This window comes from Streptomyces sp. GESEQ-35 (assembly GCF_017948485.1).
Lineage (GTDB): Bacteria > Actinomycetota > Actinomycetes > Streptomycetales > Streptomycetaceae > Streptomyces.
Genome location: NZ_JAFFSX010000024.1, coordinates 1 through 13,956, shown reverse-complemented (window position 1 = coordinate 13,956; position 13,956 = coordinate 1). Strand labels below are relative to the sequence as shown.

Below are 13,956 nucleotides of genomic sequence, written 5' to 3'. Positions count from 1 at the left end.
CGGCGCCTCATGGGCCTCAGCCCAGCTTCGCCTCCAGCTCGGCCACGATCTCGTTCACGCCGATCGCCGTCTGCTCGCCGGACTCCATGTCCTTCAGCTGGACGACGCCCTCGGCGAGGTCGCGTTCGCCGGCGACGATGGTGTAGCGGGCGCCGCTGCGATTGGCGTTCTTCATGGCGCCCTTGAGGCCCTTGGCGCCGTAGGAGAAGTCGGCCGCGATGCCCGCCTTGCGCAGATCGGTGACCTTGGCGAAGAGGACGCGGCGGGCCTCCTCGCCGAGCGGCACCGCGAACACGCTGGTGGACGCCGGGAGTTCGAGTTCGACGCCCTCCGCCTCCAGCGCGAGGACCGTGCGGTCCACGCCCAGGGCCCAGCCGACGGACGGCAGCGCGGGGCCGCCGATCATCTCGGACAGGCCGTCGTAGCGGCCGCCGCCGCCCACCGCGGACTGGGAGCCGAGACCGTCGTGGACGAACTCGAAGGTCGTGCGCGTGTAGTAGTCCAGGCCGCGCACCAGCTTCGGGTCGTCCTCGAAGGCGACGCCCGCCGCGGTGATCAGCTCACGGACCTCCTCGTGGTACGCCTTGCAGGCGTCGCAGAGGTAGTCGCGGAGCAGGGGGGCGCCGGTCAGCTGCTTCTGGACCGACTCGCGCTTGTCGTCGAGGACGCGCAGCGGGTTGATCTCCGAACGGCGCAGGGTGTCCTCGTCGAGGTCCAGGCCGCTCAGGAAGTCCTGGAGGGCCGCGCGGTACACCGGACGGCACTCCTTGTCGCCCAGGCTGTTCAGCAGGATGCGGAAGTTGCTGAGCCCCAGCGAGCGGTACGCCTGGTCCGCCAGGATGATCAACTCGGCGTCCAGCGCCGGGTCCTCGGCACCGATCGCCTCGGCACCGACCTGGGAGAAGTGCCGGTAACGGCCCTTCTGCGGACGCTCGTAGCGGTAGTACGAGCCCGAGTACCAGAGCTTGACCGGGAGGTTGCCCGCCTTGTGCAGGTTGGCCTCCAGGGCCGCGCGCAGGACGGAGGCCGTGCCCTCCGGGCGCAGGGCGAGCCGGTCGCCGCCCTTGGTCTCGAAGGCGTACATCTCCTTGGTCACGATGTCGGTGGACTCACCGACACCGCGCGCGAACAGCTCGACGCTCTCGAAGCCGGGCGTCTCGATGTAGCCGTAGCCGGAGTTGCGCAGCGGGGCCGCGATCGCCTCGCGGACGGCCAGGAACGTGGCGCTGTCCGGCGGGATCAGGTCGTACGTGCCCTTGGGGGCCTTGAAGGTGCTCACGGAAGTCTCTCGTCACATTCCTCGTCGGGGAGGGGTGTTGGAACCCTGTCCCTGGCCGGACGCCACCTGTCGCAGATACTGGTTGGTGGCGCGCTCCTGGCCGATGGTCGTCTGGGGGCCGTGGCCGGACAGCACCACGGTCGAGTCGTCGAGCGGCAGGCACACGCGGGCCAGCGAGTCGAGCATCTCGGCCATGTCACCGCCGGGCAGGTCGGTGCGTCCGATGGAGCCGGCGAACAGCAGATCCCCGGAGAAGAAGACCGACGGAATGTCGGCGGTCTCGGGCATCCGGAAGGTCACCGACCCCTTGGTATGGCCCGGCGCGTGCGCGACGGACAGCTCCAGACCCGCCAGTTCCAGCCGCGCACCGTCGGTCAGCTCCTTGACGTCGTCCGGCTCCCCGATGGTCAGCTCACCCAGCAGCGGCATCCCGATGGAGCGCCCGAGCGCCTTCTCGGGGTCGCTCATCATGTACCGGTCCTCGGGGTGGATCCAGGCCGGCACGTCGTGCGCGCCGCACACCGGGACGACCGAGGCCACATGGTCGAGGTGCCCGTGGGTGAGGACGACCGCCACGGGCTTGAGCCGATGCTTCTTCAGTGCTTCCTCGACTCCTGGGGCCGCTTCGTGGCCCGGGTCGATGATCACGCACTCCTCACCGGCGGCGGGGGCGACGAGATAACAGTTCGTCCCCCAGGCCCCGGCGGGGAACCCGGCAATGAGCACGATCGTCCTTCGTTGTGTCGGTTCGGGTGGGCTTGCGAATGGGCTGCGCCTGAGGTCAGAGCCTACCGGCGCTGCCGATTCCTCAGCGAACCCATATACGGTACGGGGCACACGCAGGCGGTCGGCCCGAACGACGCACGCGTACCGGTCGACGCACGAGACGTATGAGGAGAAACCCGGTGGTCAGCCAAGAACAGCGGAAGCGTCAGCTCGCGCGGGAGAAGTTCTTGCGGCAGCAGCAGCGGCGCACCGACGCACGGCGCAAGGCGCGCATGCGCAACGCCGCGATCGCGTCCGCGCTCGGCGTGGTCCTGATCGGCAGCCTGGCGCTGTACACGACCGGGGTCCTCAAGGACGACGACAAGAGCAACGCCAGCGCCGACGTCACCCCGAGCGCCTCGGCGAGCAGCAAGGCCCCCGATCCGTGCGAGAAGCCGGCCGCGGGCAAGGTCAAGACTGCGACCTGGAAGAAGGAGCCGGCGATCACGATCGACAAGTCGGCGGCGTACACGATGAAGCTCGCGACGACCTGCGGCGACATAGACATCGACCTCAAGGCGTCGGCAGCGCCGCACACCGTGAATTCCTTCAACTTCCTTGCGGGCAAGGGCTTCTTCGACCACACCAAGTGCCACCGGCTCGTCAACAGCGGCATCTACGTGCTTCAGTGCGGCGACCCGCAGGGCACCGGGACGGGCGGGCCCGGCTACACGATCCCGGACGAGAACCTCAAGGACAAGAGCCTCAAGGGCAACGTGTACCCGGCGGGCACGGTCGCGATGGCCAACCAGTACAACGCCCAGACGAAGGAAGGGCGCAACACCGGAGGAAGCCAGTTCTTCCTCGTCTACCAGGACAGTCAGCTGCCCGCCGACTACACACCGTTCGGAACGGTGTCCGAGGCCGGCATGAAGGTCCTGAAGAAGATCGCGGACGCCGGAGCGCAGGCCGCGGACCCCACGACCGGGAACACCGCCCCCAACGCAACAGTCGTGATCAACAAGGCAACTGTCAGCAAATCCTGACCCCCCAACTGCGGAATTTCGGTCGCGCGGGATGCGGACAGGCAACCCGCCGGTCGCCTATGTTGGCCGTGACGAAACTGTGGACGATGCCCGGGGGTGCTGAAGCCCTACGCAGGCATCATGTGGAGGAGGCGCTGTGAGCAGCGACCCGTGGGGCCGCGTCGACGAGACGGGGACCGTGTACGTGCGTACGGCCGACGGCGAGCAGGTCGTCGGTTCCTGGCAGGCCGGCTCCCCTGAGGAGGCGCTGGCCTACTTCGAGCGCAAGTACGAGGGCCTGGTTGTCGAGATCGGCCTCCTCGAGAAGCGAGTCAAGACCACCGACCTCTCCGCGAAGGACGCCCAGGTCGCCATCGGTCACATCCGCGAGCAGGTCGACGCGCACCATGCCGTCGGTGACCTGGACGCGCTGCGGAAGCGGCTGGACAAGCTCGTGGAGACCGTCGAAGCGCGCCGTGAGGAGCGCAAGCAGCAGCGCGCGAAGCAGTCCGACGAGGCCCGCAAGTCCAAGGAGGCGCTGGTCACCGAGGCGGAGCAGCTGGCGCAGTCCGACCAGTGGCGGGCCGCCGGTGAGCGGCTGCGGGCCCTGGTGGACACCTGGAAGGGTCTGCCGCGCCTGGACCGCAAGTCGGACGACGAGCTGTGGCACCGCTTCTCGCACGCCCGGTCGGCGTTCTCCAAGCGCCGCAAGGCCCACTTCGCATCGCTGGACGCCCAGCGCGAGGAAGCCCGCAAGACCAAGGAGCGGCTGGTCGGCGAGGCCGAGGCCATGTCGGGCTCGACGGACTGGGGTCCGACGGCCGCGCGCTACCGCGAGCTGATGACGGAGTGGAAGGCCGCCGGCCGCGCCCAGCGTGAGCACGAGGACGACCTGTGGAACCGCTTCCGCGGCGCGCAGGACGTGTTCTTCGCCGCCCGCAGCTCGGTCTTCGCCGAACGTGACGCGGAGCAGTCGGAGAATCTGAAGCTCAAGGAGGAGCTGGCCGAGGAGGCCGAGAAGATCCTTCCGGTCACGGACCTCAAGACCGCGCGCGCCGCGTTCCGCTCGATCAACGAGCGCTGGGAGGCCATCGGCCATGTGCCGCGCGACGCCCGGCCGAAGGTCGAGGGCAAGATGCACGCCGTCGAGCGGGCCATCCAGGACGCCGAGGAGAACGAGTGGCGCCGGACCAACCCGGAGGCACGCGCGCGTGCCGAGGGTCTGACCGGCCAGCTCCAGGCCGCCGTGGACAAGCTCCACAAGCAGATCGAGCAGGCCCGGTCCCAGGGCAACAACGCCAAGGCCGACAAGCTCGAGAGGGAGCTGGAGGGCCGCCAGGCACTCCTTGACCAGGCACTCAAGGGTCTCCAGGAGTTCGGCGGCTGACACCGCTTCGGACGTACGAAAAGGGGCTCCCGTACCGAGTACGGGAGCCCCTTCGTCGTATGCCTACGACTGCCTACGACCGGCTGCGCGCCGACGTCACGCGGTACACGTCGTAGACGCCCTCGACACCGCGCACCGCCTTCAGAACGTGGCCGAGATGCTTCGGGTCGCCCATCTCGAAGGTGAAGCGGGAGGTGGCGACGCGGTCGCGGGAGGTCTGGACGGCCGCGGAGAGGATGTTGACGTGCTGGTCGGACAGGACGCGGGTGACGTCCGACAGAAGCCGCGAGCGGTCGAGGGCCTCGACCTGGATGGCGACCAGGAAGACCGACGACTGGGTGGGCGCCCACTCGACCTCGAGGATGCGCTCGGGCTCTCGGGACAGTGAATCCACGTTCACACAGTCGCTGCGGTGAACCGATACACCACTACCGCGAGTGACGAAGCCGATGATCGGGTCGCCGGGGACGGGCGTACAACAGCGGGCGAGCTTGACCCAGACGTCGTCGACGCCCTTGACGACCACACCCGGGTCCTGGCTGCTGCGCCGCTTGCGGCTGCGGCCACGGGCCGGCGGTACCGACTCGTCGATCTCCTCGGTGGCGGCTTCCTCGCCGCCGAGAGCCTGCACGAGCTTCTGTACGACGTTCTGCGCGGCGACATGTCCCTCGCCGATCGCCGCGTAGAGCGAGGAGATGTCCGGGTAGCGCATCTCGTGGGCGAGAGTGACCAGGGAGTCGCCGGTCAGGATGCGCTGGATCGGCAGGTTCTGTTTGCGCATCGCACGTGCGATGGCGTCCTTGCCCTGCTCGATGGCCTCGTCGCGGCGCTCCTTGGAGAACCAGGCGCGGATCTTGTTGCGGGCGCGCGGCGACTTGACGAAGCCGAGCCAGTCGCGGGAGGGGCCGGCGCCGGCTGCCTTGGAGGTGAAGACCTCCACCAGGTCGCCGTTGTCCAGGGTGGATTCGAGCGGTACGAGACGGCCGTTGACCCGTGCGCCTATGGTGCGGTGGCCGACCTCGGTGTGGACCGCGTATGCGAAGTCGACGGGTGTCGCGCCCGCCGGGAGCGCTATGACGTCGCCCTTCGGCGTGAAGACGAAGACCTCGTTGCGGGACAGGTCGAAGCGCAGGGACTCCAGGAACTCGCCCGGGTCCTCGGTCTCCTTCTGCCAGTCGAGCAACTGGCGCAGCCACGCCATGTCGTTGAGGTGGTCGTCCTTGCCCTTGCCGGACGACTTCGGCACGTCGGTGCGGACCTTGGAGGCACCGGCGGACGGCTCCTGCTTGTACTTCCAGTGCGCGGCGATGCCGTACTCGGCGCGGCGGTGCATGTCGAACGTACGGATCTGGAGTTCGACCGGTTTGCCGTTGGGACCGATCACCGTCGTGTGGAGCGACTGGTACATGTTGAACTTGGGCATCGCGATGTAGTCCTTGAACCGGCCGGGGACCGGGTTCCATCGCGCGTGCACGGTGCCGAGGGCCGCATAGCAGTCGCGGACGGTGTCCACGAGGACGCGGATGCCCACCAGGTCGTAGATCTCCGCGAAGTCACGGCCGCGGACGATCATCTTCTGGTAGACGCTGTAGTAGTGCTTCGGACGTCCGGTGACGGTCGCCTTGATGCGGGCGGCGCGCAGGTCCTGCTGGACCTCGTCGGTCACTATGGCCAGATACTCGTCACGCTTCGGTGCCCGCTCGGCCACCAGCCGTACGATCTCGTCGTACATCTTGGGGTAGAGGATCGCGAAGGCGAGGTCCTCCAGTTCCCACTTGATGGTGTTCATGCCGAGGCGGTGGGCGAGCGGCGCGTAGATCTCGAGGGTCTCGCGCGCCTTCTTCTCCTGCTTCTCGCGCTTGAGGTAGCGCATGGTGCGCATGTTGTGCAGGCGGTCGGCGAGCTTGATGACCAGGACGCGCGGGTCCTTGGCCATGGCGACGACCATCTTGCGCACCGTCTCGGCTTGTGCCGCCTCGCCGAACTTGACCTTGTCCAGCTTGGTGACGCCGTCGACGAGCAGGGCGACGGAGTCGCCGAAGTCGCGGCGGAGCTGGTCGAGGCCGTACTCGGTGTCCTCGACGGTGTCGTGCAGCAGACCCGCCATCAGGGTGGCCGGATCCATGCCCAGCTCGGCGAGGATCGTGGTGACGGCGAGGGGGTGCGTGATGTACGGGTCGCCGCTCTTGCGCTTCTGGCCGCGGTGCCAGCGCTCGGCGACCTGGTAGGCCTTCTCGATCTGCCGGAGCGTGGCCGTCTCGATCTTCGGGTCGTTGCTGCGCACTATCCGCAGCAGCGGCTCCAGGACCGGGTTGTACGGGTTGGAGCGCTGGACACCGAGACGGGCGAGGCGGGCGCGGACGCGGTTGGAGGAGCCGGAGCGGGCGGGCTGGCCGGTGTTCGGGCGGACCGCGGGCGTGGCCGGGCGCTCGGCCGGGGCCGGCTTGGGCCGCGACTGCTCGGCCGACTTGTCGACAGGCGCGGACTGGGCGTGCTCGACCGGCCCGCGGGTGTCGTTCTTCGCGTTCGACACCGTCGGCGCGGGCTTGGCCACGGGGCCCGAGGCGGACTCGGGCTTGGCGGCGGTCAGGTGCTGGGCCTCGTCTGGCAAGAGGGCTCCTCGTGCGCGATCCGGGTCCCCCGGTCAGGCTCCGGAGACCCCATGGTAGCCATCCTGAGCCGCAGGATCGCCTTCAGGCCGATGTGAGGACCGTCTACCCGAGAAACACCAGAGGCGGGCGCCGGATTCCTCCGGGCCCGCCTTCGCGGTGTCCTGCGGGTGTCACAGGGCTTTCATACGGCCCTCGCGGGGCTTTCGGACGGCTTTCGCGCGGGTGGATCAGAGCAGGCGCACGGCTTGCGGGCCGGTGCTTGCGCTGGTCTTCACGCCGGTGCCCGGACCGCTTTCACGCCCGGCGCTCATACCTTGAGCAGTGCCTCCAGCGGTGCCCCGTCGAGTGCCGGTTCCAGGCGGGCGCGGCCGCCGAGGAAGCCGAGCTCCATGAGGACCGCGACGCCGGCGACCTCGGCGCCCGCGCGGCGGATCAGCTGGAGCGAGGCCTCGGCGGTGCCGCCGGTGGCGAGGACGTCGTCCACGATCAGGACGCGGTCGCCCCCGGTGAGGTCTTCGGCGTGCACCTCGATCTCGGCGGAGCCGTACTCCAGGTCGTACGCCTGGCTGAGGGTGGCCCCGGGGAGCTTGCCCGCCTTGCGTACGGGGATGAAGCCGACGCCCGCGCGGACGGCGACCGGGGCGCCGAGGATGAACCCGCGGGCCTCCAGGCCGACGACCTTCGTCGCGTTCGTCCGCTCGACGACCTGGGCGAGGGCGTCGGTGAGTGCGCTGAAGGCCGCCGGGTCCGCCAGAAGCGGGGTGATGTCCTTGAACATCACGCCCGGCTCCGGGTAGTCCGCCACGTCACGGATGCGGCTGAGCAGCAACCCCTCGATGTCGGTCATCGGCGCTTCCCGGAGGGTCGGCCGCGGCCCCGGTTGCGGGCCGCGGGCTGGTTGCGCGGGGGGCCGACGACGGCGGGAGCTGCGTCCTCCGGCTCGTCCGCGTACGCCTCGTCGGTGATCAGGCCGTCCGGCGTCCCGCCCTGCGTGGCGGCCTGCGCCCGCTTGGCGAGGACGCGCTTGCGGAGGGCCTTGATCTGCGGCTCGCGCTCCTTGAGGTCGGCGACGAGCGGCGTGGCGATGAAGATCGAGGAGTACGCACCGGCCGCGAGACCGACGAACAGCGACAGCGAGATGTCGTTGAGCATGCCGGCGCCGAGGAAGCCGCCGCCGATGAACAGCAGACCGGCGACCGGGAGCAGCGCGACCACCGTGGTGTTGATGGAGCGCATCAGGGTGCTGTTGATGGAGTTGTTGGCGACATCGCTGTACGTCAAGCGGGTCTGCTTGGTGATGTCCTTCGCCTGCTCCTTGAGGCTGTCGAAGACGACGACCGTGTCGTAGAGCGAGTAACCGAGGATCGTCAGCAGACCGATCACCGTGCCCGGCGTCACCTCGAACCCGACGAGGGCGTAGATGCCGACCGTGATGGTGATGTCGTGGATCAGGGCGACCAGTGCGGCCGCGGCCATGCGCCATTCGAACGCGATCGCCAGATAGATCACGACGAGCACCATGAAGATCGCCAGACCCTGCCAGGCCTTGTTGGCGATCTGTTCACCCCAGCTGGGGCCGACCAACTCGGCGTTGATCTTGTCCGAGTCGACGTTCAGATCCTTGGACAGCTCGGTCCTGATCTGGTCGGCCTTGTTGGTGTCGATGCCCGCGATCTGGATACGCAGGCCACCGCTGCCGAGCTCCTGGACGATCGCGTCATGGCCGGACGCGCTTTCCGCCTGCTCCTCGGCCTGGGAGACCGAGACGCTGGTCTTCGGGGTGGTGAAGACCGCACCGCCCTGGAACTCGATGCCCATGTTCAGGCCGCGCACCGCCAGGCCGACGATGGCCGTGATGGTGATCAGGATCGAGATGCCGTACCAGATCTTGCGGTTGGCGACGAAGTCGTAGCCGACCTCGCCACGGTGCAGTCGGGCGCCGAGGTTGCCGAGCTTCGACATCTCACGCCTCCTTCGGGTCGACAGGGCCGGCGGTGGGGCGGGAGGGACGGCGGGTACGGCGCAGCGGGGGCTTGGCGCCCAGGCCCTTCGGGTCGAGGCCGGACCACTTGTGACCGTTGGCGAAGAACTTCTTGCGGGCGAGGATCGTCATCAGCGGCTTGGTGAAGAGGAAGACGACGACCACGTCCAGCACGGTGGTCAGACCGAGGGTGAACGCGAAGCCCTGGACCTTGCCGACGGTGACGATGAACAGCACGGCGGCGGCGAGGAAGGACACGAAGTCGGAGACCAGGATGGTGCGGCGGGCGCGCGGCCAGGCCCGTTCGACGGCGGGGCGCAGTGAGCGTCCCTCGCGGATCTCGTCCCGGATGCGTTCGAAGAACACGATGAACGAGTCCGCGGTGATACCGATCGCGACGATCGCACCGCAGACGGCCGGCAGGTTCAGCGCGAAGCCGATGGTCGGGCCGAGCAGCGCCATGATCACGTAGGTGAGCAGCGCGGAGACCAGCAGCGAGGGCAGGGCGATGATCGAGAGACCGCGGTAGAAGACCAGCAGGTAGAGCACGACCAGGGCGAGACCGATCGCACCCGCGATCAGACCGGCATGCAGCTGCTCACCGCCGAGCGCCGCGGTCACCGTGGTGACGCTGTCCTCCTTGAAGGTCAGCGGCAGGGCGCCGTACGACAGCATGTTGGAGAGGCTCTGGGCCGACTCCTGGTTGAAGTTGCCGGAGATCTCCGCGTTGCCGCCGGTCAGGGCCTGCTTGACGTACGGGTCGGAGACGACCTCGCCGTCCAGGACGATGGCGAACTGGTTCTGCGGGGTCTGGTTCTGGGCCAGCTTGCCGGTGATGTCCGCGAACTTCTTGGTGCCGGCGGACGTGAAGTCCATCGTGACGGTCCAGCCCGCGCCGGTCTGCGTGTTGAAGACGGCCTGGGCCTTGTCGACGTCGGTGCCGTCGACCTCGGCGGGGCCGAGGACGTACTTCTGCCACTGGCCCTGCGAGTTCTGGCCGCAGGCCACGGTGGGCTCGGTGGGCTTGGCGCCCTCGCCGGCGGTGGCGCGGACCGCCTTCTTGGTGCAGTCGAGCGCGGCGTACTGCGCCTGAAGCTTTGCGGTGGCCTCGTCGGCCGGGGCGCTGCCGCTCGCGGACGGGGAGGCGCTGGTGGAGGGCGACCCGGAGCCGCTCGGCGTGGCGTCGGCCTTGAGCGCGTCGGTGACCGCGCGTCCCTGCGTGGTGGAGGTCGCGGAGGGCGTCGTCGAGCCGGTGGCGGACGGGGACGAGGTCGCCTTGTCGGTGGCCTCGCCCGAGGCACTGCTGGAGGCGCTGGGCGACGGGCTGGCCGTGGCGGCGGCGCCGGAGGCCTCGGTGGCGAGGACCGGACGGAAGTAGAGCTTGGCGGTGGTGCCGACCTGCTTCCGGGCCTCCTCGGAGTTCGTGCCCTTGGGGATGTTGACGATGATGTTGCGATCGCCCTGGGTCTGGACCTCCGCCTCGGAGACACCGAGACCGTTGACACGGCGGTTCATGATGTCGACCGCGGTGTCCATGTTCTTCTTGTTGATCGCGGACTGGTCGCCGTCCTCCGGCTCCGCGCGGAGCGTGATGCTCGTACCGCCGGCCAGGTCGATGCCGAGACGCGGAGTGGTGTGCCCGGAGAGGAACATTCCCCCGGTGAGCGCCACGATGGCGATCAGGATCAGGACCAGTGAGCGCCCTGGCTTGCTCTGGGCGCTCGCGCTCCGGCCCTTCTTAGGTGCTGCCACCTTCTCGTACTCCCTCTCGGGCCGTCTCACGCCCGTGCGGCGGGCGAGCGGCCATGACATGGTGTCGGGATCCCAAGCAAGCTGCGCATGTCCCGGGGCGCGCGGGAGCGGCCCGCGCGCCGGGGTGCATGACTACTTCGCGTCGGAGTCGCCGTTGGTCTTCGTCGGCTCGTCGGCCACCTTCGCCTCGTCGTCCACCTTCGCCTCGTCGTCAGCCTTCGCCTCGGCGGTCGGCGTCTCGTCGGCCGGCTCCTCGTCCGCGTCCTTCTTACCCAGGTCGACCTGCTTGTCGTCGGAGGCGTCGCCGGCGGCGGCGTCGGTCTCGGCGGACTCCGACGTGGTGAGGGCGGAGGCGTCGTCCGGGACGACGTCGCTCTTCAGGTCGTGCTCGATTCCGTGGACGAGGCGGTTGTACTCGTCGTCGGAGAGGACGGCACCGATCGAGTTCTTCGCGAAGAGGAGGTCGACGCCCGGGCCGGCGTCGAGGAGGACCGTGTCCTCGTTGACCTCCTTGACCGTGGCGTACATGCCCCCGATGGTGCGGACACCGCTGCCGGGCTGCATTTCGTTCCGCATGTTGGCGGCCTGCTGCTGCTTCCTCTTGGCCGAGCGGGTCATCAGGAACATGGCCCCGATGAGCACGATGAAGGGGAGGAGGGTCACGAGACTCACGGGTCGGTACTTCCTTCACGCGACCGCGGTGTGAGCGGCCTGATGGTTGGGGGTATGTGTGCCGCCGACAAAGGCGGCATCGGCGGAGTCTAAGCGAGTCCGCGCGCAAGGAACAACGCTCAGCATGGCACCGGGGTTCCTGACCCGGCCAGTGCCCTCGCCGTCACGCCCCGAACAGGTCCTGTTGTCCGTTTCCCGCCCTTGACGAGTGGGGCGGGGTGAGGCCGAGATGCGCCCATGCGGCGGGAGTGGCGATGCGTCCCCGCGGGGTTCGGGCGAGCAGTCCCTCCCGTACGAGGAACGGCTCGGCGACCTCTTCCACGGTCTCACGTTCCTCCCCCACCGCGACGGCGAGCGTCGACAGGCCGACCGGACCGCCGCCGAAGAGTTTGAGCAGGGCTTCGAGGACGCCCCGGTCGAGCCGGTCGAGCCCCCGGGCATCGACTTCGTAGACCTTCAGTGCCGCCCCGGCGATCTCACGCGTGATGATGCCGTCGGCCTTGACCTGCGCGTAGTCGCGGACCCGGCGCAGCAGGCGGTTGGCGATGCGGGGCGTGCCACGGGAACGGCCGGCGATCTCGGCGGCGCCGTCGGCTTCGATCTCGAGGTCGAGGAGTTTCGCGGAACGGTGGATGACGCGTTCCAGCTCGGCGGGCTCGTAGAACTCCATGTGCGCGGTGAAGCCGAAGCGGTCCCGCAGCGGGGGCGGCAGCAGGCCCGCGCGCGTGGTGGCGCCGACCAGGGTGAACGGCGGCAGTTCGAGCGGGATGGCGGTGGCGCCCGGGCCCTTGCCGACGATGACGTCGACGCGGAAGTCCTCCATCGCCATGTAGAGCATCTCCTCGGCGGGCCGGGACATCCGGTGGATCTCGTCGAGGAAGAGGACCTCGCCCTCCTGGAGCGAGGAGAGGATCGCGGCGAGGTCGCCGGCGTGCTGGATGGCGGGGCCGCTGGTGATGCGGATCGGGGCGGCCATCTCCGCCGCGATGATCATCGAGAGGGTGGTCTTGCCGAGGCCGGGGGCGCCGGAGAGCAGCACGTGGTCGGCGGTGGCGCCACGCGCACGTGCGGCACGCAGGACGAGGTCGAGCTGCTCGCGGACCTTCTCCTGGCCGATGAACTCGTCCAGGTCCTTGGGGCGCAGCGCGGCCTCCACCGCCTGGTCCTCACGGTCGGCGACTGAGCCCACCAGCCGCTCGGGGGCGGGGGTGTCGGCCGGGTCGTCCCAGTTCATTTCGTGTGCCTCGGGGTTCGGGGGTTCAGCGGGCGCGGTTCAGGGTCTGGAGAGCGGCCTTGAGGAGCTGACCCACCTGCGGGGTGCCGGCGGCTGCCTCGGCCTGCGGGGCCACGGCGGCCACGGCCTCGTCGGCCTCGCGGGTCGCATAGCCCAGCCCGATCAGGGCGGCGTGCAGCTGATCGCGCCAGCCGCTGGTGACGGGTGCACCGACCACGGGAGCGCCGATCGGTGCACCCAGCCGGTCCTTCAGCTCCAGCATCAGCTTCTGGGCACCCTTCTTGCCGATGCCGGGGACCGCGGTGAGCGCCTTCTCGTCGGCTGTCGTGACAGCCCGGCGCAGGGCGTCCGGGGAGTGCACGGCGAGCATGGCCTGTGCCAGGCGGGGGCCGACTCCGCTGGCGGTCTGGAGCAGCTCGAAGGTCTGCCGCTCGTCGTCGTCCGCGAAGCCGTACAGGGTGAGCGAGTCCTCCCGTACGACCAGGGACGTGGCGAGCTTCGCGGGCTGGCCGAGGCGGAGCGTGGACAGGGTGTTCGGCGTGCACTGGACGGCCATGCCGACGCCGCCGACCTCGACCACCGCGGCGTCGGGGGCGAGGGCGGCGACCGTGCCGCTGACGAAGGCGATCATGCCGGGCGACCTTTCGATGCGTGCAGGGCGACGGCCTGCTGGAGGCGGTTCTGGGCGGGCGCGCGCCAGATGTGGCAGATGGCGAGGGCGAGGGCGTCGGCGGCGTCGGCGGGCTTGGGCGGTGCGTCGAGCTTCAGCAGGCGGGTGACCATGGCGCCGACCTGCGCCTTGTCCGCGCGGCCGTTCCCGGTGACGGCGGCCTTGACCTCGCTGGGGGTGTGCAGCGCGACGGGGAGGCCCCGGCGGGCGGCACAGAGCATGGCGACGGCGCTGGCCTGGGCCGTGCCCATGACCGTACGGACGTTGTGCTGGCTGAACACCCGCTCCACGGCGAGGCATTCGGGCCGGTGTTCGTCCAGCCACTGCTCGATGCCCTGCTCGATGGCGACGAGACGGTGCCCCAGGTCCGCGTCCGCGGGCGTGTGCACGACGCCGACGCCGAGCATCGTGAGCGGCCGACCGGCGACGCCTTCGACGACACCGACACCGCATCGCGTCAGCCCCGGATCCACCCCCAGCACGCGCACGCGCCCTCCCTTCGATCGCCTGTTTGTGCAGGCTATCGGGTGCCACCGACAACAGTGGCGGGGGGGGGGGGGGGGGGGCCCCCCCCCCCCCCCCCCCCCCCCCCCCCGCCCCCCCCCCCGCGGGGGGGGGGGGGGGCCCCCCCCCCCCCCC

12 protein-coding genes are annotated in these 13,956 nt (G+C 69.6%); 2 read left to right on the top strand and 10 right to left on the bottom strand.

Annotation, left to right across the window (positions count from 1 at the left end; all coding sequences use genetic code 11):
- Positions 1-16: 16 nt before the first annotated feature.
- The gene (gene hisS, locus KCH87_RS35260) at positions 17-1,279 is read right to left on the bottom strand and encodes a histidine--tRNA ligase (protein ID WP_210591798.1); all 1,263 of its coding nucleotides are present in this window, start codon (positions 1,277-1,279) and stop codon (positions 17-19) included.
- 12 nt (positions 1,280-1,291) lie between these two features.
- The gene (locus KCH87_RS35255) at positions 1,292-2,005 is read right to left on the bottom strand and encodes an MBL fold metallo-hydrolase (protein ID WP_210591795.1); all 714 of its coding nucleotides are present in this window, start codon (positions 2,003-2,005) and stop codon (positions 1,292-1,294) included.
- A gap of 179 nt (positions 2,006-2,184) precedes the next feature.
- Here KCH87_RS35255 and KCH87_RS35250 point away from each other — a divergent pair, with 179 nt between their 5' ends.
- Together KCH87_RS35250 and KCH87_RS35245 are read left to right on the top strand one after the other, a co-directional pair.
- A complete protein-coding gene (locus KCH87_RS35250) occupies positions 2,185-3,030 on the top strand; it encodes a peptidylprolyl isomerase (RefSeq protein WP_210591793.1) in 846 nt (281 codons plus the stop codon).
- Positions 3,031-3,166: 136 nt separating this feature from the next.
- Positions 3,167-4,396 (top strand): DUF349 domain-containing protein, encoded by a 1,230-nt coding sequence (locus KCH87_RS35245; protein ID WP_210591792.1) that lies wholly within the window; start codon positions 3,167-3,169, stop codon positions 4,394-4,396.
- A 73-nt stretch (positions 4,397-4,469) separates the two neighbouring features.
- Here the strand turns inward: KCH87_RS35245 and KCH87_RS35240 are convergent, their stop codons facing one another.
- The 8 genes from KCH87_RS35240 to ruvC form a co-directional block, all read right to left on the bottom strand.
- Positions 4,470-7,007 (bottom strand): bifunctional (p)ppGpp synthetase/guanosine-3',5'-bis(diphosphate) 3'-pyrophosphohydrolase, encoded by a 2,538-nt coding sequence (locus KCH87_RS35240; protein ID WP_210591790.1) that lies wholly within the window; start codon positions 7,005-7,007, stop codon positions 4,470-4,472.
- Positions 7,008-7,315: 308 nt separating this feature from the next.
- A complete protein-coding gene (locus KCH87_RS35235) occupies positions 7,316-7,855 on the bottom strand; it encodes an adenine phosphoribosyltransferase (protein WP_210591788.1) in 540 nt (179 codons plus the stop codon).
- Entirely contained in the window at positions 7,852-8,970 is a 1,119-nt protein-coding gene (gene secF, locus KCH87_RS35230; RefSeq protein ID WP_210591786.1) for a protein translocase subunit SecF, read from the bottom strand. The genes KCH87_RS35235 and secF overlap by 4 nt, the downstream gene beginning before the upstream one ends.
- Before the next feature lies 1 nt (position 8,971).
- The gene (gene secD, locus KCH87_RS35225; protein WP_210591784.1) at positions 8,972-10,741 is read right to left on the bottom strand and encodes a protein translocase subunit SecD; all 1,770 of its coding nucleotides are present in this window, start codon (positions 10,739-10,741) and stop codon (positions 8,972-8,974) included.
- A gap of 132 nt (positions 10,742-10,873) precedes the next feature.
- On the bottom strand, positions 10,874-11,413 hold the full coding sequence (yajC, locus tag KCH87_RS35220; RefSeq protein WP_210591782.1) for a preprotein translocase subunit YajC: 540 nt from the start codon (positions 11,411-11,413) through the stop codon (positions 10,874-10,876).
- Between the two features lie 163 nt (positions 11,414-11,576).
- Positions 11,577-12,647 carry a Holliday junction branch migration DNA helicase RuvB gene (gene ruvB / locus KCH87_RS35215; RefSeq protein WP_210591778.1) on the bottom strand — a complete coding sequence of 357 codons (1,071 nt, stop codon included), beginning with the start codon at positions 12,645-12,647 and terminating at the stop codon, positions 11,577-11,579.
- Positions 12,648-12,672: 25 nt separating this feature from the next.
- Positions 12,673-13,278, bottom strand: coding sequence for a Holliday junction branch migration protein RuvA (ruvA, locus tag KCH87_RS35210; RefSeq protein ID WP_210591775.1), 606 nt, complete (start codon positions 13,276-13,278; stop codon positions 12,673-12,675).
- Positions 13,275-13,805: a crossover junction endodeoxyribonuclease RuvC gene (ruvC, locus tag KCH87_RS35205; RefSeq protein WP_210591773.1), complete on the bottom strand. Its 531-nt coding sequence runs from the start codon at positions 13,803-13,805 to the stop codon at positions 13,275-13,277. Before ruvC ends, ruvA begins: the two co-directional genes overlap by 4 nt.
- Positions 13,806-13,956: the final 151 nt, after the last annotated feature.